Genomic DNA, 21,788 nt, shown 5'->3' on the forward strand with positions numbered 1-21,788 from the left:
CCAATTCGCTTGAACAGCATAAGGAGTTTGCCGTGAAAGCCTCTAGTGAACACACTTATCGTCGCGGACTGCATCCGCTTCACACTGTACTACTTGTCGGAACTCTTCCTCTCTTTGTTGGCGCCATGTTGTGCGATTACGCGTACTCAACGAGCTACCACATCCAGTGGGCTACTTTTGCCTCCTGGCTAAACGTAGGCGGGCTGGTTTTTACAGGTCTGGCGTTTTTATGCTCGATTGTCGGCTTCTTTCGCGCCGCAGATCGCAACCTCGCACTTATGATTTATCCAGCGCTCCTACTGCTTACCTGGATACTTGCCTTGGTTAATGCGTTGGCCCATGCCCGGGACGCCTGGGCCATGATGCCTGCCGGTTTTGCTCTCTCGATCGTCGTTGTATTGCTGGCGGGCACGGCCACTTGGGTGGGCTTTTCTCGCCTTGGCACCGGGGGTAAGTCATGAAACTTACCAGCCTTTATGCTGCACCCCTATCGGCTCTACTGTTGGCAGGTAGCGCCAACGCTCAAAATGCTCAACAATACGGGGCTAACCCCACACTGCCAGAACCCCAGCGCGGGCTCTTGCCCGACATGACAGTGCCGGAGCCCACTGAATGGGGTGACCAGCTACCCACCGTCCCTGATGGTTATGCCATTACGGCCATTGCTACCGACCTTAAAGTGCCGCGCCAAACGCTGGTACTGCCAAACGGCGATATCCTGGTAGCTGAAGGTAGTGGCGGCAACGCGCCGAGGCTGAGGCTGAGGCCAAAAGACTTTATTGCGGGTTATATAAAAAGCCAGGGCACCACTTCTGTTGAGAGCGGCAATCGCTTAACTCTACTGCGCGATGAAAATGGCGATGGCAGTTACGAGCAGTCAGTGTTTGCCGAAAATCTCAATGCCCCCTATGGGCTGGCATTAGTTGATAACAATCTCTATGTAGCTAACCAGGATGCACTCGTACGCTTTGATTACGAGGAAGGCCAAACCGAAGCCAGTGGGCCGCCGGAAGAGATTACCAAACTACCTTCTGAAATCAATCACCACTGGACGAAAGCGATGACCGCCAGCGCCGACGGTGACTTCTTGTATGTGGGTATTGGCTCCAACAGCAACATCACCGAGCGTGGTATGGCTGCGGAAGTTAATCGGGCTGAGGTCTGGGAAATTGATACCGAAACCGGTATGCACCGGCCTTACGCCTCTGGCCTACGCAATCCTACAGCGCTCACCATTCAGCCGGATACAGGCCAGCTATGGGCAGTGGTCAACGAGCGGGATGAACTGGGGCCCAACTTGGTTCCTGACTACCTCACGACCGTACAGGAAGGTGGCTTTTATGGCTGGCCTTACAGCTATTGGGGACAGCATGTCGACCCACGCGTTCGCCCACAGAACCCTGACAAGGTGGAATCGGCGATAGCGCCCGATTACGGTCTGGGTTCGCACGTAGCGCCGTTAGGGCTCGCCTTTTCCATTCCTGAAATGGGCGACGAATTCGCGGAAGGCGTGTTTATCGGCGAACACGGCAGTTGGAACCGCAATGACCCTGTGGGGTATAAAGTTGTTTTTGTGCCCTTCAGCAACGGTGAACCCGATGGTGACCCGATTGACTTTGTCTCAGGCTTTCTTACCGACGACGGTAAAACCCGCGGCCGCCCGGTTGGGGTCACTATCGACCCTGACGGCGCCCTTATCATCGCCGATGACCTGACGAACGCCGTTTGGCGCGTGACCTATGAAGGTAACGAGTAAAACGCTTTACCAACAGCGTCAAGGAAGGCGGCAGTCGCTTAGACTGCCGCCTTTTCCATTTGAGCTAACAAGGACGTTATATGATCGAATCATTCGAAGAGCTCGAAGCGATAAGAAAAGCGTGTCATTCGATGGTCACCAAGAGTTCAAGCCTGTCAGCTGGCACTGCGGTTATCCCCATACCGGGCTTAGATATTGGCTCAGACGTCGCCATATTGATGCGGTTAATTCCCAAAATTAATGAAAAATTTGGCTTAACGCCTGAACAGATCGACAGCCTGGATACAGAATCCAAGCTTTTTGTGATGACGGTCATTTCCAATACCGGCAGCAAGATGGCAGGCAAATACATCACCAGAAAGCTTATCGTGGTATTGCTAAATAAGATGGCTGGCAAGGTAGCAGCAAAGGGGGTCGCTAAGTTCGTCCCCTTCGTAGGCAGCGTCGTGGCAGGCAGCATTAGCTTTACAGCCATGAAGTACATGGGTAACAGCCATATCGACGATTGCTATAAAATCGCCTTGGCGGCACTGGAAAAAAGACGGCTGGAAACCGCAGCTGTGGTAGTCCCCACGAGTGAACAAACGCTAAGTATCGCTGCCAATGGCCCTACAAAAGCCGAGTAGCGGTCGATTGTGCTTTTCTCATGCAGTTCAGCTTTGAGCTAATGATATGCTCTAGCTGCTTTTTAATGGTTACGTAAGGATAATTTAATGCCCGCTTATGTCGTACTGACTCGAGAACACACTCACGACGCCCAGGAAATGGAGCGTTACGGCGAAAAGGCAAAAGCCGCTCGCGAAGGCCACGATCCGCAACCGCTCGCTTTTTATGGTGATATTGAAGTGCTTGAAGGTAGCGCTATGGAAGGTGCGGTGATTCTGCGCTTCCCGGACATGGCTGCCGCCCGCGCCTGGTACCAAAGCCCCGCCTACCAGGAAGCCCGCAAGCATCGCTTCCAAGGTGCCGACTACCGCGTTTTTATCGTTGATGGACTAACAGAGGTCTAAATACCAAAAACGCCCCGCTTTGAATGTTCAAGTCGGGGCGTTTTGCCGTTACTTTACCTCTGGGATATAGGCGGAATTACATCACCAGCGATAGCTCACTTTCGCGCTTATTTCACGCCCCGGATTATAGTAATCGGCCGTGCTGGAACCGACCACGTGCTGCTCGTCGAGCAAGTTGCTGACGTTGACGGCTAGGTCGGCGTCTTTGGTGAGCTGGTAGCTGAAGGCAGCGTCGAAGAGCGTTGCCGCACTGCTTTTTGACGTATTGGCGGCATCAAAGTAGTAGGAGCCGATGTAACGGGCGCCGAGGCCAACACTCATATCCTGGCTTGGCAAGGTATAGTAGCCCCACAGCGACGCCGTATGCTTGGGTGCTGCGGCGAACTCGTTACCTTCTCTGGATGCGTTACTGTCGCGCACCACTTCCGACTCCATATAGGAGTAACCACCGGCCACGCTAAGGCTATCGGTCAACTCAGCCTTGGCCTCCAGATCAAGACCCCGCACGCGGGATTCACCCACGGTTTCCCGCTCGATAACGCCATTGTCCTGTACAACCGCGATGGTGACGTCATCCCTGGTTAGGTCATAGATGGCCGCAGAAAATAGCGCATTCGTACCAAAGGGAGCGTATTTCGCACCAATTTCGTACTGTTCGCCCCGTTCAGGATCGACGCCAACCGTGGGTGGTGCGACCGACTCCACCATGCTGACATAGGTGGAAATTTCGTCGGTGACGCGATAGGTCAACGCCCCGCGAACGGAGGTTTCCGAGTAGTCGTCTGAATCGGTGTCACCAGCCATGTTGGTGCTGGAGATATCCAGAGCGTCGTTGCGCACGCCTGCTGTCACGATGAATCGGTCATAGAAAGACAAATTCTGGGTCAGGAAGACCGACTCGGTGGTGAAGTCCTGCTTGTTGCTGCTATAGACGTTCAGGCTACTCGGTGCACCGCTAAAGACGGGATTTGCGATATCAATGGAGGTCGCATCCCCGTAAAACGAACGGTCTTCGGTTGAGGCATCGCGATACTCGACACCTACGAGCGTGCTGCTATCGACCTGATCAAAGCGAGCGTCGTATTGCAGGATAGCGTTACCGATCAACTCCTGGGCTTCGCTGTCGGAGCCAAAGTAGTCGCGATCCACCACGCTGCCAACTCGTGCCGCAGAGTCAGTGATATAAACGTAGCCGAAGTCATCGGTCAGGTCGCTATAGCGCAGATTACCCCGCAGCGTCAGCCCGTTGTTGAAATCATGGGTGAGCTGCCCGGTAAGGCTGGTACGCTCGACATCGTGATAATTAAAATCAGGCTCACCAAAGAACTCGCTGCGATCGTACTCCCGGTCGAGTGGATAACCGCCGCTGTTAGGGGTGTCGTCACGCTTCAGGTAATCGAAGATAACACTTGCGGAGGTGTACGCCGTCGGCTCCCAGGTCAGGCCCCCCATCAGGAAGCCGTTGTTGTCTTTGGAGTGATCGTATTCGCGGTCACTGTCCCTAATGGTGCCGGTGAAACGGTAGGCAACTGTCTCGTCAGCGTTCAGCGTATCACCCACATCAACACCGGCCTCTTTTGCGTCAAACGAGCCGTAAGAGAGATAGCCCTCCCCAAAACGCTCAAACCGTGGTCGTTTGCTCACGAAGTTGACCGAACCACCCGGATCCGCTGGGCCAAACAGGGTGGAGTTGGCGCCACGCAACACCTCAACGCGTTCGTAGGCGTAAGGCTCCTCACGTACACCGCGCATTGAGCCTAGTGTCAGCCCGTCACGGTAGGTGGTGGCCTGGAAACCGCGAATTTTAAAATAGTCGTTACGGTCATCGGTGCCGTAATAATCAGTGAGGACGCCTGGCGTATATTGCAGCACTTCCTCGGTGGTAGAGGCGTTGCGCTGCTCAATCTCCTTCTCAGTGACGACCGACACGGAAGCGGGGGTATCAAGGATACTGGTGGCCACCTTACCACCGACCCATAACTCTTGGGCCACTATCGAGTTGGCATCATCATCAGCGTAGGCCTGAGCATTGACGATAATGGGAGCAAGGCGATAGCCCTCATTATCTTCACTACTTTCGCCGGTCTCCTGGGCGTTCCCGATCATGGGAATAGTCACCAGCGTCGTGCCGCACAGAATGGCGGTAGTGGTCTGCTGCCACCGTAACCAACTTGCGTTGCGCCGGACGGTGCTGCTGCTATCAGTCATGTTGAAGATCCCTTGAAATGAATAAACCTGCCCTGCTCGCCTTATGGCTTTCTTTTGAAAAGCAGGAAGAGTATCCAAAGCTAGCATCACCGAGTCAATAGTGCTAATGTCAATCATAATCATTTATTTTAATAACTGACTGTACTGGCAACACACCATGCGCTACCTGATCCGCTTGCCAACCCCATCTACATCGCGAACTTACCTCTCGGTGGGGCACGCTATTTTCAAAGAGCGGTTTCAAAAGGCGTTAGCAAAGAGCCATTTCAAAGACTCAAGCTTTCGGAGGAAGCGATGGCATCGCTCCATCAACGTCTGGCCACTTGCGTGGCGCTTATCGCTGCGTGCAGTCTCAGCGCTGTGACCGTTAACGCGCAGCCGTATCCCCTTGAAATCGAACATGCCCTAGGCACCACGGTGCTTTCCGAGAAACCCGAGCGGGTAGCGACCGTGGCCTGGGCCAATCACGAAGTGCCGCTGGCGCTTGGCGTGGTACCGGTCGGATTTGCGGCTGCCAACTTTGGCGACGACAACGGCAACGGGCTGCTGCCCTGGGTGGAAGCCCGGCTTGGCGAACTGGGAACCGCGCCCCCAGCCCTGTTCGACGAAGGCGATGGGATTGATTTTGAAGCCGTGGCTGCCAGCCAGCCCGATGTGATTCTGGCGGCCTACTCGGGGCTTAGCCAGGCGGACTACACCACCCTGAGTCAGATAGCCCCGGTGGTAGCCTATCCCCAAGGCCCTTGGGCGACCGACTGGCGCGATATGATCCAATTGAATAGCGCAGGGACAGGAATGGCGGAGGAAGGCCAGGCGCTCATCGAGCAAATCGAGGCGCAGATTGCCGACACCGCCGCAAACCACCCAGAGCTGGCGGGCAAGACGGCCATGTTCGTGACCCACCTTGACCCCACCAACCTGGGACGCATTTCGTTCTACACCGACAACGACGCGCGGGTGCGGTTTTTCCATGACCTGGGGCTGGCCTCGCCTGAGGTCGTCAAGCAGAACTCCACTCCCGGCAAATTCGCTGGCGAAATCAGCTCTGAACTGATTGATGAGCTCAACGATGTGGATATTCTCGTCACCTACGGTGGTCAGCCGCTGATCGATCAGCTCAACGCGCACCCGCTTACCTCCCGCCTGCCGGTGGTAGAAAACGGCGCCATTGTCATGCTCGGCAATACCCCGCTAGGCACAGCAGCCAACCCTACCCCCATGTCGATTTCATGGTTACTGGACGATTATGCAGACCTGCTCTCAGAAGCCGCACGCAAGTCACAACAGTAGCGGCCCGGCGTCTGGCTCAAGCGTTAATCGCTCAGTCGCTCTTCGTACCAAACGCAACGCTGCCCGTCGGTTGTCTGGCGGCGCAGCGCTGTTTGTTCTGCTTGGCCTTGCCGCCACGCTCTCTGTGGCGTTCGGCGTCCGAGAAGTGGGCTGGCCGGAAATCGTCGCCGCGCTGAGCGGCCAGGTAGAAACCATTGGCGACGCCGCCGTGTCCAGCCGCCTGCCGCGTACGTTACTTGCCATGCTGGCCGGAGCCGCCCTGGGGGTTTCTGGCGGGGTCATGCAGGGCCTGACCCGCAACCCGCTGGCCGATCCCGGCCTTCTGGGCGTTAACGCCGGTGCAGCATTAGCAGTGGTGATTGGCATTGCCTGGTTCGGTATCGACGAGACGACCAGCTACATCTGGACAGCCATTGCTGGCGCCGCTATCTCGGCCTGTGCGGTTTACGCGATTGCCAGCCTCGGCCAGGGCGGCGCCACGCCGCTCAGGCTGGCATTGGCAGGTGCCGCCATCACCGCTGCACTTAGCTCGCTTACTACCGCCGTGGTACTTCCAAGGGGTGATATCGGTGGGTTGGTGCAATCCTGGTTAGTGGGTGGTGTGGGTGGCGCAACCTATGAGCAGCTTCTTCCGGTGCTACCCTTTCTGGTGACGGGGTTTGTCATCACCCTGCTCGCCGCGCGCAAGCTCAATATGCTGGCACTGGGCGATGATACCGCCGCAGGGCTGGGTGAAAAGGTAGCCGTGGCCAGGGCCATGTCGGCAGTGGGGGCGGTACTGTTGTGCGGCCCGATTACTGCGGTGTGCGGCCCGATTGGCTTTGTGGGGCTGGTCGTACCCCACGCCTGCCGCCTGCTAGCGGGCGGCGATTACCGCTGGCTGCTCCCCTTCTCTGCTCTGGGTGGTGCCGTACTGCTGACGTTTTCAGACGTGGCCGGACGGCTGGTGGCCCACCCATCCGAGCTGGATGTGGGCATCGTGACTGCCTTTGTCGGCGCGCCGGTGTTTATCTGGATAGTGCGCAACCGCAAGGTAGGCTCGCTATGAACCAGCCGCCCCTCAGCGTGATCAGCCACTTCCGACATATTAGAAGGACGAACGCTAAGCACCGTACTCGCATGATTGCAGTGCTTAGCACCTGCCTGCTTGCAGGTGTGCTGTTAACCCTGATGCTGGGGCAGTCCTTCACGCCGCTAACCACGGTACTACACGTACTTGGCGGTGCGGAAGTACCGGGTGCTGGTTTCACCGTGCGTGAGCTGCGTCTGCCCAGAGCGGTGATTTCAGTGCTGGTAGGCGCCTGCTTTGGCCTGGGCGGCATCGCCTTTCAGACTCTGCTGCGCAACCCGCTGGCAAGCCCGGATATCATTGGCATCAGCACCGGGGCCAGCACCGGGGCAGTGTTTGCCATCGTGGTACTCTCGCTGAGCGGCCCGGCGGTTTCGATGGTGGCAATTGCTGCCGGGCTGGGCGTGGCGCTGTTGATCTACACGCTCTCCTGGCGCCAAGGCGTGACCGGCGGGCGACTGATTCTGATCGGCATTGGCCTGGCCGCGATGCTGCAAAGTATTACCGCCTATCTTTTAATGCGCGCGCCAAGTTGGACGCTACAAGAAGCCCTGCGCTGGCTCACTGGCAGCGTCAACGGCGCTCAGCTGGATCAAGCGCTGCCGCTGTTGGTCGCCCTGCTCCTGTTCGGCGGGCTGCTATTGAGCCGCCGCCGAGACCTTGAAACCCTGCACATGGGTGACGACCTTGCCGCCGGGCTGGGGGTTCGCCTGGCTATTACGCGAGTTGTCGTGGTCATCACCGCTGTGGCACTGGTGGCGTTTGCCACCGCCGTTTCCGGCCCGGTGGCCTTTGTGGCGTTCCTTTCCGGCCCCATTGCGGCGCGCCTGATGGGCCGCAACGGCTCGCTGCTGGTGCCCGCCGCGCTGGTGGGTGCTCTGCTGGTACTGTTCGGGGATTATGTCGGGCAGTTCCTGCTGCCCGCCCGCTACCCAGTAGGCATCGTGACCGGCGTATTAGGCGCACCTTATCTCGTTTATCTGATCATTCGCGACAATAAAACCCGAGGCACCCTATGAGCGCTTGCTCACTACTCGCCCAAGGCCTGGTGGCAGGCTATGGGGAACGCACCATTCTGGATGACGTTAGCCTAAACGTGCCTGCCGGCCAGACCACCGCCATTGTGGGCGCCAACGCCTGCGGAAAATCGACGCTTTTGCGCGTACTTTCACGGCTACTGACGCCCACGCAGGGCAGTGTGCTGCTGGAGGGTCACGCCATTCACCAACTACCCACCCGCCGACTAGCGCAGCAGTTAGGTTTTCTACCCCAATCGCCCATCGCCCCGGAAGGCATTAGCGTGCTCGATCTGGTCAGCCGGGGCCGCCACCCACACCAGGGGCTGTTCAAGCGCTGGAGTTCGGCTGATGAAGCCGCCGTCGCCGATGCCCTGGCCGCCACCCACCTGAGCGAGCTGGCCGAACGCCACGTGGACGAGCTTTCCGGCGGGCAGCGCCAGCGGGTGTGGATCGCCATGGCGCTTGCCCAGCAAACCAAGGTGCTGCTGCTGGATGAGCCCACCACCTTTCTGGATATCAACCACCAGGTCGACGTGCTCGACCTTCTCACCGACCTAAACCGGCAGCGCGGCACCACTATCGTGATGGTGCTCCACGAACTCAACCTAGCCGCCCGCTACGCCGACAGGCTCGTCGCCATGGCCAACGGCAAGGTGTACGCAGTAGGCACACCGGAAGAGATTCTGACCGAACAGATGGTATGCGAGGTATTTGGCCTGGAAAGCAGGGTCATCGAAGACCCCGTCACCGGCAAGCCGATGATGATACCGCTCGGGCGGCATGGCGGAATCCACACCGCCAACGACGCATGCTCACGAAATAAAAAAGCCCCGTGTTTTGAATAACACGAGGCTTTTGGCAAGGGTCTTTTAGCAATAAGTGAGTAGGGCCTGACCTAGGGTGCTTCGACAGCGGCACGCCCTTTGATGATAGAGCGGGCAAGCATCAGATACGCCACCGACCCACAGGCGGCCATGGCCAGAATGACCGCTTCAAGCGTATGCGGCAACATGGCAGACAATGCGCTCAGCAGCCCGGCAACACCGAACTGGGCTGCGCCCAGAAGCGCTGCGGCTGTCCCGCCACTGGTGGGAAAGAACTCCAAAAAGCAGGCCTGAATATTCGGCGAGATCGCCCCTATCGAGCCGATGGTCAGCATCATGGCGGCGAGGAAGGCGTAAAGCGACCAATCCATAAAGGCAGCCATCACCAGCAATAGTATGCCCACTGCCTGACAGCCCGTTGCCAACTGCAGGATACGCAGTGACGGTAACCTGGAAAGCAACACTCGATTGAGAATGTTGAAGATAAGCATCGCGACGATATTCGCCGCAAACAGCATCGAAAAGCTTGAAGGCGACTGGCCGAAATGCCCCTGATAGATAAATGACGCATAGGTGATGAACATCATCAGGGTAGAAAAAGAAGCGGCCTGCCAAACGATGAACGGCAAGGCCGGCTTTGTCGACAGTACCAGCTTGTAACGCGCCAGCAGGCTCATCTTAGGGCTCTTCGCACGCGACACCTTGCCCGTGCCGGTAAAAATCACCCGCACCAGCAACGGCACCAGCAGCACCGCGTATACCGCCAGGACGAAAAAGATATCGTGCCAGGAACCCAGCGCCAGAATCGCGCTGCCCACGCTTGGCGCGATGCCAGGCGCCAGCACCATGATAAAACCCATCATCGAGAACAATTTCGCGGCGTCGCGGCCCGCCACTCTGTCGCGCACCAGCGCTGGCACAGATACCAGAGTAAAACCGGCGCCAAGGGCCTGAACGGCCCGCCCGCCGAGCAGGGTGTTCAAAGAATCCGCCATACCAATGACGATGCTTGAGAGCGCAAAAATCGCCAGCCCGCTCATCAGCACCCGCTGGCGACCGAAGCGGTCTGAAAGCGCACCGCCGATTAGCTGCCCCAACGCCAACGCGAGTACATATACTGAAACGCTCAGCGATACCGCCTGCTGAGAAATCCCCAGCGATTCGCCGATAACCGGAAAAGCCGGCAGGTACGTATCCATGGAAAACGGGCCCAGCATCATGGTCATTGCCAGACTCAGCACCACAATGAAAGGCGTTTTAGATTGGGTCATAGAAGCTCGCGATAAAAGGGCGTAATGATGGACAACACCCACGATATGATACCGACTGATGCTATCAAGGCAATCGAATAGAAAATGAGGGATGGGCTGCTGGGCGGTAATCGACGAAACACACTGCCAGTTTGTTATCGGTTTGCTCGGCTATGCATTAAAAACTATTCTTAAAAACATGCTGAAAGCACACCCCAACGAGAAATGAGGAGGCAAGGATGTCTACCCCCCAGCCAGAGCGACTTCATCTCGACAGCGATGCAGCGACCGGCTACCCCAACTCCCCTCTACCAGTGCTGATTTATCGTCAGGTTCTCGATATCAGCAATGCACAGGAGCGGGCCGATGCCTTTGAAAGCATGTTCAAGCGCCACGGCTGGCCACCTGCGTGGCGCTACCATCTGTATGACTTTGACCACTTTCACTCCACCGCCCATGAAGCACTGGGTATCTTCCGTGGACAGGCCCGGGCACGGCTGGGCGGCCCTAACGGTCAAGAGCTGATGCTTTACCCAGGCGATGTACTGGTGCTGCCAGCGGGGGTTGGGCATGCCAGCCTGGAGGCGGACGACGATTTCTGCATGGTAGGCGCCTACCCACCCGGCCAAAAGCCGGAAATAGAGCACGGCGCCACCGCACAGCTTGCGGCGGCACAAGAACGAGTGGCTGCCGTGGCCTTACCCGAGAATTCTCCGGTAGGCGGGCCTCTAGCTGGGCTGTGGGGGGAAGCCACTTAGAATAGGCAAGGCCCTGCAGACAAGTATCCACAGAACCGTCATTTATCGCCCCTCTGCTGTCCGGTACACGGCCGTTGCCTAGGCAGAGCGATGCCTCACAGCGTGGGCACTACAGCTCACGGCTCCAAACCTGACCGACAAGATCCTTACCGAAGCTGTGATGGGGCGTTTCCTCAACCAGTTCGAAACCCGCCCTTTCGTAGATTTTTCGCGCACCAATAAGAACGCTGTTGGTCCACAAGATGATTTTTTTGTAGCCAGCTTGGCGGGCGAATCTTAGGCATTCATCGACGAGACGGCCACCTATTCCAAGGCCTCGGGCGCAGGGATCGACATAGAGTAACCGCAGCTTTGCGGTCGCTTCGTCTTCCCTAACGATGAACACGGAGCCAACGACGCTTCCCTGCTTCTCGACGACCCAGCACCGTTCCCATTGCGGGTCATAATCACGCAGATACTTGGCGACGATGTCTGCTGTCAGTGCTTCATATTCACTGTTCCAGCCGTACTCCTGGGCATACAGAACCGCCTGCCGATGGACGATCCATCCCATATCGCCCGGCTGCGGATCGCGCAGCATGTAGTTCGAATTCGTATCGCCAAGCAGGCTCTCGATTTGATGCATAGCCTCGATCAACTGGTGTTGCTCAGGCTCCGAAAGCCGCTTGAGCATGGCAACAACTTCGCGCTGCGACGCATCACTCAACGGCAGGTAAGTTTCCCGCCCATGATCAGTCAATTGCAGTTGCGCCGCCCGGCGATCGGAGGGCAAGGGAATCCTGGTGATGAGCCCCTTCTTCTCGAAGCCTTTCAGCACCCGGCTCACGTAACCGGCATTGAGCCCCAGCTCCCGGCAAATATCCGAGCTGGTAAGCATCGGCCGATGCGCCAGCTCATACAGAATGCGAACTTCCGTTAGCGAGAATGGGCTTTCCAGAAGATGCTCGTGCAGCACACCGATCTGACGTGTGTAGAAACGGTTGAAGCTTCGCACCGTTCCAGCTCGCTCATGCACGCGTTGTTCTGCGGCCATGGAAGAGGCCTCCAGTTAGTTGCCTTAAGCACATAATTAATTGCTTTTAGCAACCATGTCAACAAGATCTCATAAGAAACTACTGGCTAAATAAATAAAGCTCACTCGACGGCGCGACGACCTGAATATTAAGCGCCACACATCTCCCAAACAGGCATCTCCCAAGCAAGCAACACTCAATGAACAAAAACCATCACCACAAGCACCATGGTCAGCAATAGCAAGTACACCCTGGCATGAAGACGATCATGGATGCGTCCGATCCAGGTCGACGCCAAACGGATACCGAGCCATGAGCCCACTGCGAGTACCAGCAAGGCGCGCAGATCCACATAACCGGCATACCAGGCCCCCACCGCTGGGTGATTTGCCGATAGTAATACATACGTCGCGGTGCCACTCACCGCCATAGGCAACGACAACGGATTGGCCATGGCAGTGGCTGACGTCATACTCGCGCCTCTCCGGCGCATGAGCGGTACGGTCATCACGCTGCCGCCAACGCCCAGCAAGGCGGCCACCGCACCAATCAATGTCCCCGTCATCGCCGTTACTCCACGCCCCATAGGACGCACATCACTCCCTGACTGATGCAGAAAACCGGGCCGCAGAACGGCATCCGCAATCGTGATGCCCAGATAGCCGATAAACGCCCAGCGCACCCACTCCCCGCTCAACGACACGGCAGCTGCCGCGCCAAGCACGGCGCCCATGGCAATATAACCCACCAGCGGACGCACCAGGTGCCACTGCACGGTCTGCCGTAGATGGTGGTGCCATGTGGACAGGGAAGCCGCAAACGCCATCAACGCCGTCGAGGTGGCCACCGCGATATGCATGGCCGCCTGACCGATACCACTATCCGGCCCATGGACGGAAATCAGCAGGGTATACAGCAAGGGAACCACCACAAACCCACCACCGAAACCGAACAATACGGTGGTCACTCCCGCCAACCCGCCACAAAGCAGCAATACGCTATACACCGGCACTCTCCTGATGAAACCAAACAGCAGGCACTATATGCTGGTGGGCGTTGGCCGACATTCGTCATTCGGACAACCATCAACGCGTTTCAGCCAGGTTAACGCTAATGCTCAATACACCTCTTTCAGACGTGGATCATGTGGCACGGCCCATAGTGGCCATCGGCACTGACTACCGCCCCGGTACCCTCCTCGACTTTCATACCCATCGCCGTGCCCAGTTTCTCTATGGCATGACCGGCATGATGGAAGTCAATACGGATGACGGTACCTGGATGGTGCCGCCCTATAGCGGCGTCTGGCTACCTGCGGGCAAGCGCCACCAAGTGCGCATGAACGGGGTGAGCACCCGAAGCCTGTATATCGAGCCCCACGTCGCGCCACGCGCTTCACGCAACTGTGAGGTGCTGGTCGTGACGTCTCTCCTGCATCACTTGCTGCTGGCTTCCGCCCACATCCCCGCGCTCTATGACGAAAACGGCCGCGACGGTGCCCTGGCTCAACTACTCCTATACGAACTGGAACAGGCTCAGGCCCTGCCACTGTTTGCGCCACTGCCCTATGACCTTCCACTCGCCAGCCTGTGCAGAGAGTTTCTCGGCCAGCCGAGCATTCACACTCTTTCGGAGGAGTGGGCGCGGCAGTTACATTGCAGTCAGCGCACCTTCAATCGCCTGTTCCGTCAGCAGACCGGACTCTCCTTTGGCCGATGGCGCCAACAGGCCTGCCTGATGGCGGCTATTCCCAGGCTGCTGTCTGGCAGTTCCGTTACCCGAACCGCACTGGAACTCGGCTACGACAGCCCAGCCGCTTTCTCCAGCATGTTTCGCAAGGTACTTGGCCAATCTCCCAGCGCTTTCGTTCGGGCGGCTAATCGTCAGCCGGAGGAAGACGGCGGCTCTGGCTTGGTTTGCTGTCGTGAACTTATGCAGCAGATGGGCAAGTAGGTGAGGTATTCGGAACCCTGCAGATAGGCCTTGTCGCTTATTTAATCACCCGGGACTCAACACATAGATAGGAAAGTATTACCTCGACCGCATGGGCACGCCGCTCAGTCAACCAATCCGGGTCAGCCAGATCCTGCTCAAAGATGATGGATAGCGTGTCGCGTTGATTGATGTGAATGATTGCTAGCGAAAGAATCGAAATGTAGAGCTGGGTAGGGTCTACAGCCGGGCGAAATAACCCTGCTGCTTCCCCTCGCTTTAGGGTATCCCGGATCATGCCTACGAGCGGCGTCGTTTGCTGGACGACTTTGCTCGATTTGCGCAGCATGCGCCCACCCAGCAGGTTCTCATTGCGTACCAGGCTGGTGAACTCGGGGTGCTCGGCCATATGATCGAAGGTGAATTCGACCAGCGCGCGCATACCTGCAACGGGCTCGAGATAGCTTAAATTGAGTGCCTGCTCCTTGGCGCGCAACTCCTCATAGACTCGTTCGAGAACAGTCAGGTAAAGACCTTCCTTGTCATCGAAGTAGTGATACACCATGCGCACATTACAATCGGCTGCACGCACGATACGTTCCATGCGAGCGCCATCGTAGCCGCGCTCGGAAAACTCTTGAGTCGCCGCTTGAAGCAGGCGCTCGCGTGTTTCATGAGCATTACGGCGGTTTTTTCCCCGGATACGGGCACTCTGTTTCACATCGAGCGTATCGCTTTTTGTCATGTACACATCCTTGTTTCTATTGGTGCTATAGCCCTAACGCGATGCCATCGCTGCGAGGGTCATGAGCCGCGTAAAAGCCTTTCGCCGGGTCGATAACGACCGCGCCGGGATGGCCAGCCAGGGCACTCTGTACGGGTAGCGGGCTCATCTGATGACCACGCCGGGTCAATTCAGCGAAAATAGCATCTCCCGCATCTTGCTCAAGTTTTAGCGTGTCACGTCCATCGGAAAAGGTTCGCCCCAGTAGAAAGCGCGGCGCTTTAAGCGCTGTGAGCGGATCCATGCCATAGTCTATCAAGCGCGTCAGCACAGCAGCGAGGGTTTGCGGTTGTCCATCCGCTCCTTGAGTACCGTAAAGTAAACGAGGCTTTCCATCGACACGATACATACCCGGGTTAAGGGTATGGAAAGGACGCTTCCCGGGGGCAAGCGCATTCGGATGAGCAGGATCAAGACTGAATGCGGCACCACGGTTATGCCACAAAATCCCCGTATCACCGACACTGACACCACTGCCCCAATCGTAATAAATCGTCTGCAGCATGGAGACGGCATTACCGAAACGATCAGCTGCCGCCAGATAAACTGTATCGCCATGCTGATAAGCAAAGGGCCAATCCAATGCTTTCCCCGCCTCCACTTTTGCCGCTTCAGCATCAAGATGGGCAGGCGATAACAACCTTTCACAAGGCACCGACGCGAAGTCGGGATCAGCCAGGTAGCTATTACGATCCAGGAAAGCGCGCTTTACCGCCTCCACCAGCAGATGGTAATAATCGGCGCTGCCCTCTTCGATCCTGGAGAGGTCAAAACGCGCCAGGATACCCATTATCTCTAGTGTCGTCATACCCTGGGTTGGGGGGCGATGAGCCAACAGCTCGCCACCACGGTAAGGAACAGACAGCGGCGTTTCTATTCGTGCTCGGGTAGCCGCCAGATCAGCGCCGGTGAGCGGAGACCCTGCCGCTGCCAGTCCTGCGGCGATTTTCTCCCCCAACTGCCCTTCATAGAAGTCCCGGTAGCCGTGGGTCGCAATGGACTGTAGTGAAGCGGCCAGCTGTGGCTGGTAAAGTTTTTCACCCTCACAGGGAATCTTCCCGCCTGGAATAAAGTGCTCTCGCACGCCTGGCATCATCGATAGCTCATCGCTACGAAAATCAAGCCAAAAGCGCTGCGATGGCGTTATCGGGAAGCCTTCCCTCGCTAGCTGTATCGCTGGCTCCATCAGCGCTGCCCAGCCCATTTGGCCGCCACAGTTCTGACGGGAAATCTCATGCGCCTGCCCCCAGGTATCGACCGTGGCAGCCGTCGTTAACATGGAACCTGGCCCTCTCGCAGGCAATTGACCAGACAGTTCCAACTTAGCCTGTGGCGCCTGGCCAATGCCTGACAGGGTTTGCACACCCCCCTTTGCATCCGCAATGATCATGAAGGCATCGCCGCCAAGCCCGGTAAAATGCGGATACGTCACTGCCAGACAGGCCCCCATGGTGATAGCAGCTTCAACCGCATTGCCACCTTTATGAAGTACTTCAAGCCCCGCTTCTGTTGCCAGTGTGTGTGGACTGGTGACCACCCCCTTGTGGGAATGCGCCAGCGCTGATGAAGTTATACTCGTAGGCATTGCAACAATCCTTATTTTGGCTGTTTAGCCGCCATACACCACATTGGGTAGCCACATACTGATCGCAGGAATATAGGTCAGCAGTATCAAGGCAAACAGAGCAATGCCAATAAACGGCAATGCACCACGTACCGCCTGGACGTAATCGACGCCGTTGATAGTGCCCGCCACAAACAAGTTGAGGCCAAATGGTGGCGTAAACATACCAATCGCCCCATTCACGGTCAGTACTGCACCCAAGTGGACAGGATCAATACCAACGCGCATGCCCACGGTGTAAAACAGGGGTGCAAGAATCACCATGATGGAGGAAGCATCGAGGAACATGCCGGCAATCAGTACCGTCACATTGATCAGCAGGAAGATATGGTACGGATTTTCTGATAACGACAGGATAGCGTTAGCCAACATCGCCGCTAGCCCATTACTGGAAAGAAACCACGCCAGCACCGAGGCAGCCGCGAGAATAATCATTACCTGAGCCGTTGTGGTCGCCGCTTCAATCATGCTTTGGAATAACTCTACAAAGCTCTTCTCACGATAAATCAGAGCTGAGACCAACAAGGCATATACTACTGATACAGCGGCGGCTTCAGTGGGCGTAAAGATACCCAGATAAATCCCACCCAAGACGACGAGAGGAACCCCTAACCCCCACGAAGCATCTTTGAATCCTGCTAACACTTCGCCCCAACTGGGCGGCTCCACGGGCGTTACACCGTCCTTTTTGGCGCGGTACCAACAGTAAGGCAACAAACAGGCGGCATATAATAAACCGGCTCCCACCCCCGCCATGAACAGCGCACCCACGGACACCCCAGTGACAGCCGCGTAGACGATCATCACTACCGAAGGAGGAATGATGATGCCCAATGACCCAGAAGACACCAGCACGCCAATCGAAAATTGACCGGAATATCCCTCCTTGCGCATGGCCGGATAGAGCAATGAGCCCACCGACACAACGGTGGCCGGGCTCGATCCGGAAATAGCGCCAAAAAACATACTCGCTGATACCGCCGTCATCCCCATACCACCGGTAAAGCGTCCTACCAACAAGTTGGCCAAGCGGATAATACGCTGTGACAACCCACCCGCACTCATCAAACTACCGGTGAGAATAAAAAAGGGTATCGCCATCAATGGAAACTTATCCAACCCGGCAAACAAGCGCTCGGCAACAATGGCCAACGGAATATGGCTAAAACTCCCCATTGCCACCGTGACGGAACCCGCCAACGCAATAAAGATGGGCGTTCCCACTAACATCAAAACAGCTAATAGCACCAGGAAGGTGATGACCATGTTCTTATCCAATTTGATCAAGGTGGGCAGAGGCTTGCTCTCGACCAAGCAACGTCCGGAAGAAATGCTGGGTAAAGCGAATGCCCATTAAGAGAGCGCCCACTGGAATGGCCAACTGAACGATCCACATAGGCGCCTGAAGAGCAGAGCTCACCTGACCGAACCGATGGGTTTGCTCAGTTAACTGGATACCGTAAACCACCAGGAAGAGGCAGAAAGCGATAGAAACCGCATGAACTAGCAACTCTATCCACTTCGCCATAAGGGGAGGACTAAACCTGCGTAGAATATCGATCCCAATATGAATCCCTTGCCGCGCAGCAACGCTCGCGCCAAGCAGCACCATCCATACAATTTGGTAACGCACCAGCTCCTCAGCCCATGAAAAACCATCGTTGAACACGTAGCGTGCAATGACGTTGGCGAAAAGAATGAACGAGGCGGACAAAATCAGCAGGCCAATCAAAACCTCCTCGGCACGCGATATTAGGCGATCAAGTTTGCGCATAGCGGACTCCACCAGCGATGAAAACAATGGGGGGAAGGAAAGGGCTATCGGGATCACCGATCAGCCCTTTAATGGGTGACGCGCTACTATTCGGTATCCGCAATGGCTTGCTGGAATTCCGCCATTAGATCTGCGCCAATTTCATTGGCAAACTCATCGTGCACCGACGCTGTCGACTCTCTGAAAGCCGTCAGTTGTGCATCATCCAGTGTGCTCACGTTAGTGCCACTGGCTTCGATAGTGGCAATGTAACCCGTTTCGCGGCGGGCGGTTTCTTCACGCTGGAATGCGGTAGTTTCACGTGCAGCGTCCGTCAATAGCGCCTGATTCTCAGGGCTTAAGCTATCGAACCAACGCTGGCTAAACAGAAATGCATAGGCTAGATAAGCGTGGTTGCTGATAACCACATCCGACTGCACTTCATAAAATTTCATTTGTGTAATCGATACCAGCGGATTTTCCTGACAGTCGACAATTCGTTGTTGCAGCGCGTTGTAAGTTTCGCCGAAGGCAATCGGTACCGGGTTAGCGCCCATCGCTTTAAACTGTTCCATGATGATAGGGCTTTGCATCACGCGTACCTTTTGGCCTGCGAAGTCTTCCGGGCCATTAACGGGTTGGTCACAGGTAAATTGCTTGAAACCACTTTCCCAAAAAGTAACCCCCTTCAGCCCCACCTGTTCCACAGTCGCCAATAGATCATCACCGGCCTGCCCATCAAGAACGGTGTGGGCGATATCGGGAGAAGGGAACAAGAAAGGCAGATCGACGATCTGCATGGCGGGAACGAAGCCCGATAGCTTGGCGGTCGGAATAATCGCTGCTTCCACAGCTCCCATCTGCAACTGTTGGGTGACTTCGACATCATCACCGAGTGTGTTGTTGGGGAAAATTTCTACTGAAATCTCACCGCCACTACGCTCAGCCACCATGTCCCTGAAGCGCTCAGCTGCTAGGTGCTGTGCACTATCTTCAGGCAAATCATGATGGAACTTGATATGGATATCGGCACTCGCCATGCCGGTGTGTACCAAGGTGCCCAACGCGAAACTACAAGCGAGAGCCTTCAGCTTCATGTTCTTAAATTGCTTTTTCATGGTGTGATCCTTGCCATTGCGCCCATTCAGACAACACTCTTCATGGAGCGAGTTAAGTAACTGTTTACTTACTTAAATATAAAGCAATTATCGTGCCACCTTGAAACATGAGAGATTCTGCGGGTTGTTGAACGTATCTATGCATAAATTCGCACCAACTTTGTGCTAAAGGGGTCAATATGGTGCGAATTTATTCGGGGCCTGATGCCACCCATCAAGCCAGCGTCGTGCACCTAAGTGACTTTGATTTACCGTTCGTTCAGCACGGTGGTGGCATGGCAAAGACACCGTTGTGAGCGCCCAGCCTGAGTAGCGCTGTTCCCTAATATACATGAGCCGATTGCCCCATCTATTCGGATCATATTATGAGCCGATTATGGTTTATATTCGGCTCATGGATCAGCCAATGACAGATAAGGATAGCAAGGAGTTGTACGGCTCTATCGACGGTGCCCGCCCCCTATGTCTGTGAAGCACCACCATCAGCAAATAACTCCACCCCGTTGACATAGCTGGCGGCATCGCTGGCCAGGAACGCCGCGACCGAGGCAATCTCCTCAGGTTCACCGATGCGCCCCAGCGGGCTTTTGGCTGTCAGAAACGCCATGCCTTCCTCGGCGTGCTCGCCGAATGCCTCGCGCAATGAAGCCGTGTTGGTGGGCCCAGGGCTCAGGATATTGATGCGAATACCCGTTCCCTTCAGTTCCGCCACCCAACTGCGCACCATATTGCGCACCGCCGCCTTGGTGCCACCGTAGATGCTCATGGTCGGCCCTGGGTCTATTGAAGACGAGGAACCAACGATCACAATGCTAGCACCAGAGCCCATCAAGCCCAGCGCCCCCTGAACGGTCAGCACCACACCTTTAACGTTGGTCGAGAGCTGCTGGTCGATCTGTTCCTCGGTGATCTGCCCAAGCGGTGCGTGGCTGCCGCCACCGGCATTGGCCACCAGGATATCGATACGGCCGAAGCGGTTTGTCACGGACTCATACAGCGTCGCCAAGCTCTTAGCACTGGCGACATCAGCCACTATCCCTGTAGCGCTGCTACCCAACCGTTGCACAGCTTCATCCAATACCGTCTGCCGCCTCCCCGTTATCACCACATCGGCTCCGTCATCGATCAAGCGCTTGGCGATGGCAAACCCGATGCCACTGCTACCGCCGGTCACGACAGCAACTTTACGTTTCATGTCTTGTTTCACAGTATCACCTTTCAGTTTGTAGTAGTCACTAAAGCAATGCTATAGTGATCACTACAAATCAAAGAGTCAATCGGTATCGTCAACATGAAAAGCAAACCATCCAAATCAGGCGCTGACGAACGCGTTGCAGAACGCTCACCTCGGCGCCCCTTCGACAGAGAGGCGGGCGTCGCCGTTGCCAAGGATCTATTTCACGAACGCGGCTACGACGCGGTAGGGGTTGCCGAGCTCACCCGGGCACTGGGCATCAACCCGCCTAGCCTCTACGCCGCCTATGGCAACAAGGCGGGGCTCTACGAACGCTGCCTAGAAATCTACGTGGCAGAAGCCAACCTGCCGGCCGATAAGATCCTGACGCCCGACCGGCCTTTGTCGGAAGCGATCAATGATTTACTGCGGCAAGCTGTACGCCTCTACACCAAGTCAAAAGCCAAGCGTGGCTGCATGGTGGCTGAAGGCATGCGCGCCGATGATCCTCAAGCCCGGCAACTGGCCAACGCCTATGGCGACGCAGCGGCGGACTTTATCGAGGGCTACATCAAGAGAAGTCAGCCGCACCAGGCACGAAAACTTGCCGATTACGTCGTGACGACACTGCAAGGCCTTTCAGCGGGCGCGCGCGCTGGCCGCTCTAGGGCTCGCCTGCTTGCCGTAGCCGAACTGGCTGGCCAAGCCTTCGAAACCTTTCTTCACACATCTGATGAGAGCAAAAACGCATGAGCATTCTTGACCATGTCGAATTCGCCGTACGCGATGCGGAAATATCGCGATGCTTCTACGAACAGGCGCTAGCCCCGCTGGGCTTCAGCCGAATTATCACCGTAGGGCCAGACCGCACGCGCAGCGGCGGCACACGGCATGGCTTTGGGATGGAGGGCTACCCACGGCTATGGATACACGACAACGAGCAGCCGGGCGAAGGCGTTCATATCGCCTTCGCCGCAGCAAAACGAGCCATTGTCGATGAGTTTTATCGCGCCGCGCTGGCAGCGGGTGGGGAGGATAACGGCGCACCAGGCATTCGCACCCACTATCACGACAACTACTACGCCACCTATGTCCTGGATCCCGATGGCGTCAATGTTGAGGTCGTCTGTCAGCAGCCATCCGAGCGTTGACTCTCCAGTCTCTCAAGGCCGAGCACGCTATAGACGTAATCTCTTTAACTCTCTC

22 protein-coding genes are annotated in these 21,788 nt (G+C 56.4%); 12 read left to right on the forward strand and 10 right to left on the reverse strand.

Annotated elements, in window-relative coordinates; genetic code table 11:
• Positions 1-32 precede the first annotated feature (32 nt).
• The 4 genes from HZU72_RS12930 to HZU72_RS12945 all read left to right on the forward strand — a co-directional run bounded on the left by HZU72_RS12930 (position 33) and on the right by HZU72_RS12945 (position 2,766).
• Positions 33-461: a DUF2231 domain-containing protein gene (locus HZU72_RS12930; RefSeq protein WP_180092663.1), complete on the forward strand. Its 429-nt coding sequence runs from the start codon at positions 33-35 to the stop codon at positions 459-461.
• On the forward strand, positions 458-1,756 hold the full coding sequence (locus HZU72_RS12935; RefSeq protein WP_180092666.1) for a PQQ-dependent sugar dehydrogenase: 1,299 nt from the start codon (positions 458-460) through the stop codon (positions 1,754-1,756). The genes HZU72_RS12930 and HZU72_RS12935 overlap by 4 nt, the downstream gene beginning before the upstream one ends.
• An 80-nt stretch (positions 1,757-1,836) precedes the next feature.
• On the forward strand, positions 1,837-2,382 hold the full coding sequence (locus HZU72_RS12940) for a hypothetical protein (RefSeq protein ID WP_180092669.1): 546 nt from the start codon (positions 1,837-1,839) through the stop codon (positions 2,380-2,382).
• A gap of 87 nt (positions 2,383-2,469) precedes the next feature.
• Positions 2,470-2,766: a DUF1330 domain-containing protein gene (locus tag HZU72_RS12945; RefSeq protein ID WP_180092673.1), complete on the forward strand. Its 297-nt coding sequence runs from the start codon at positions 2,470-2,472 to the stop codon at positions 2,764-2,766.
• Between the two features lie 81 nt (positions 2,767-2,847).
• On the opposite strand, the gene HZU72_RS12950 is transcribed toward HZU72_RS12945, so the two are convergent.
• The gene (locus tag HZU72_RS12950; protein ID WP_180092676.1) at positions 2,848-4,974 is read right to left on the reverse strand and encodes a TonB-dependent siderophore receptor; all 2,127 of its coding nucleotides are present in this window, start codon (positions 4,972-4,974) and stop codon (positions 2,848-2,850) included.
• Positions 4,975-5,268: 294 nt separating this feature from the next.
• Between HZU72_RS12950 and HZU72_RS12955 the strand changes: the two genes are divergently transcribed.
• Genes HZU72_RS12955 through HZU72_RS12970 form a run of 4 tightly spaced genes read left to right on the forward strand, consistent with a single transcriptional unit; the run spans position 5,269 to position 9,197 of the window.
• Positions 5,269-6,264 (forward strand): iron-siderophore ABC transporter substrate-binding protein, encoded by a 996-nt coding sequence (locus HZU72_RS12955; protein ID WP_180092680.1) that lies wholly within the window; start codon positions 5,269-5,271, stop codon positions 6,262-6,264.
• Positions 6,221-7,312: a FecCD family ABC transporter permease gene (locus HZU72_RS12960; protein ID WP_235976103.1), complete on the forward strand. Its 1,092-nt coding sequence runs from the start codon at positions 6,221-6,223 to the stop codon at positions 7,310-7,312. The genes HZU72_RS12955 and HZU72_RS12960 overlap by 44 nt, the downstream gene beginning before the upstream one ends.
• Positions 7,309-8,352, forward strand: coding sequence for a FecCD family ABC transporter permease (locus tag HZU72_RS12965; RefSeq protein WP_180092684.1), 1,044 nt, complete (start codon positions 7,309-7,311; stop codon positions 8,350-8,352). Before HZU72_RS12960 ends, HZU72_RS12965 begins: the two co-directional genes overlap by 4 nt.
• Positions 8,349-9,197, forward strand: coding sequence for an ABC transporter ATP-binding protein (locus HZU72_RS12970; RefSeq protein ID WP_180092687.1), 849 nt, complete (start codon positions 8,349-8,351; stop codon positions 9,195-9,197). The genes HZU72_RS12965 and HZU72_RS12970 overlap by 4 nt, the downstream gene beginning before the upstream one ends.
• Before the next feature lie 50 nt (positions 9,198-9,247).
• Here the strand turns inward: HZU72_RS12970 and HZU72_RS12975 are convergent, their stop codons facing one another.
• Positions 9,248-10,447 (reverse strand): multidrug effflux MFS transporter, encoded by a 1,200-nt coding sequence (locus tag HZU72_RS12975; RefSeq protein ID WP_180092689.1) that lies wholly within the window; start codon positions 10,445-10,447, stop codon positions 9,248-9,250.
• Between the two features lie 218 nt (positions 10,448-10,665).
• Here HZU72_RS12975 and HZU72_RS12980 point away from each other — a divergent pair, with 218 nt between their 5' ends.
• Positions 10,666-11,184, forward strand: coding sequence for a cupin domain-containing protein (locus HZU72_RS12980; protein ID WP_180092692.1), 519 nt, complete (start codon positions 10,666-10,668; stop codon positions 11,182-11,184).
• A gap of 109 nt (positions 11,185-11,293) precedes the next feature.
• On the opposite strand, the gene HZU72_RS12985 is transcribed toward HZU72_RS12980, so the two are convergent.
• A complete protein-coding gene (locus HZU72_RS12985; protein WP_180092695.1) occupies positions 11,294-12,217 on the reverse strand; it encodes a bifunctional helix-turn-helix transcriptional regulator/GNAT family N-acetyltransferase in 924 nt (307 codons plus the stop codon).
• 176 nt (positions 12,218-12,393) lie between these two features.
• Positions 12,394-13,203, reverse strand: a complete 810-nt coding sequence (locus HZU72_RS12990; protein ID WP_180092698.1) for a sulfite exporter TauE/SafE family protein — start codon at positions 13,201-13,203, stop codon at positions 12,394-12,396.
• A 107-nt stretch (positions 13,204-13,310) separates the two neighbouring features.
• Between HZU72_RS12990 and HZU72_RS12995 the strand changes: the two genes are divergently transcribed.
• Positions 13,311-14,150 (forward strand): AraC family transcriptional regulator, encoded by an 840-nt coding sequence (locus HZU72_RS12995; RefSeq protein ID WP_180092701.1) that lies wholly within the window; start codon positions 13,311-13,313, stop codon positions 14,148-14,150.
• Between the two features lie 37 nt (positions 14,151-14,187).
• Here the strand turns inward: HZU72_RS12995 and HZU72_RS13000 are convergent, their stop codons facing one another.
• From HZU72_RS13000 to HZU72_RS13025, 6 genes are all read right to left on the reverse strand, one after another.
• Positions 14,188-14,874, reverse strand: coding sequence for a TetR/AcrR family transcriptional regulator (locus HZU72_RS13000; protein WP_180092704.1), 687 nt, complete (start codon positions 14,872-14,874; stop codon positions 14,188-14,190).
• Positions 14,875-14,899: 25 nt separating this feature from the next.
• Positions 14,900-16,498 (reverse strand): gamma-glutamyltransferase, encoded by a 1,599-nt coding sequence (gene ggt / locus HZU72_RS13005; RefSeq protein ID WP_208458076.1) that lies wholly within the window; start codon positions 16,496-16,498, stop codon positions 14,900-14,902.
• A 24-nt stretch (positions 16,499-16,522) separates the two neighbouring features.
• A complete protein-coding gene (locus HZU72_RS13010; protein WP_180092717.1) occupies positions 16,523-17,803 on the reverse strand; it encodes a TRAP transporter large permease in 1,281 nt (426 codons plus the stop codon).
• A 4-nt stretch (positions 17,804-17,807) separates the two neighbouring features.
• The gene (locus HZU72_RS13015; protein ID WP_180092719.1) at positions 17,808-18,311 is read right to left on the reverse strand and encodes a TRAP transporter small permease; all 504 of its coding nucleotides are present in this window, start codon (positions 18,309-18,311) and stop codon (positions 17,808-17,810) included.
• A gap of 86 nt (positions 18,312-18,397) precedes the next feature.
• Complete coding sequence (locus HZU72_RS13020) at positions 18,398-19,408, reverse strand: TRAP transporter substrate-binding protein (protein ID WP_180092721.1); 1,011 nt, start codon at positions 19,406-19,408, stop codon at positions 18,398-18,400.
• 460 nt (positions 19,409-19,868) lie between these two features.
• Complete coding sequence (locus tag HZU72_RS13025; protein WP_208458077.1) at positions 19,869-20,603, reverse strand: SDR family NAD(P)-dependent oxidoreductase; 735 nt, start codon at positions 20,601-20,603, stop codon at positions 19,869-19,871.
• 96 nt (positions 20,604-20,699) lie between these two features.
• Between HZU72_RS13025 and HZU72_RS13030 the strand changes: the two genes are divergently transcribed.
• A complete protein-coding gene (locus HZU72_RS13030) occupies positions 20,700-21,335 on the forward strand; it encodes a TetR/AcrR family transcriptional regulator (protein ID WP_180092725.1) in 636 nt (211 codons plus the stop codon).
• Entirely contained in the window at positions 21,332-21,733 is a 402-nt protein-coding gene (locus tag HZU72_RS13035; protein ID WP_180092728.1) for a VOC family protein, read from the forward strand. The genes HZU72_RS13030 and HZU72_RS13035 overlap by 4 nt, the downstream gene beginning before the upstream one ends.
• Positions 21,734-21,788: the final 55 nt, after the last annotated feature.

Source organism: Vreelandella sedimenti (genome assembly GCF_013416325.1).
GTDB classification, from domain to species: domain Bacteria; phylum Pseudomonadota; class Gammaproteobacteria; order Pseudomonadales; family Halomonadaceae; genus Vreelandella; species Vreelandella sedimenti.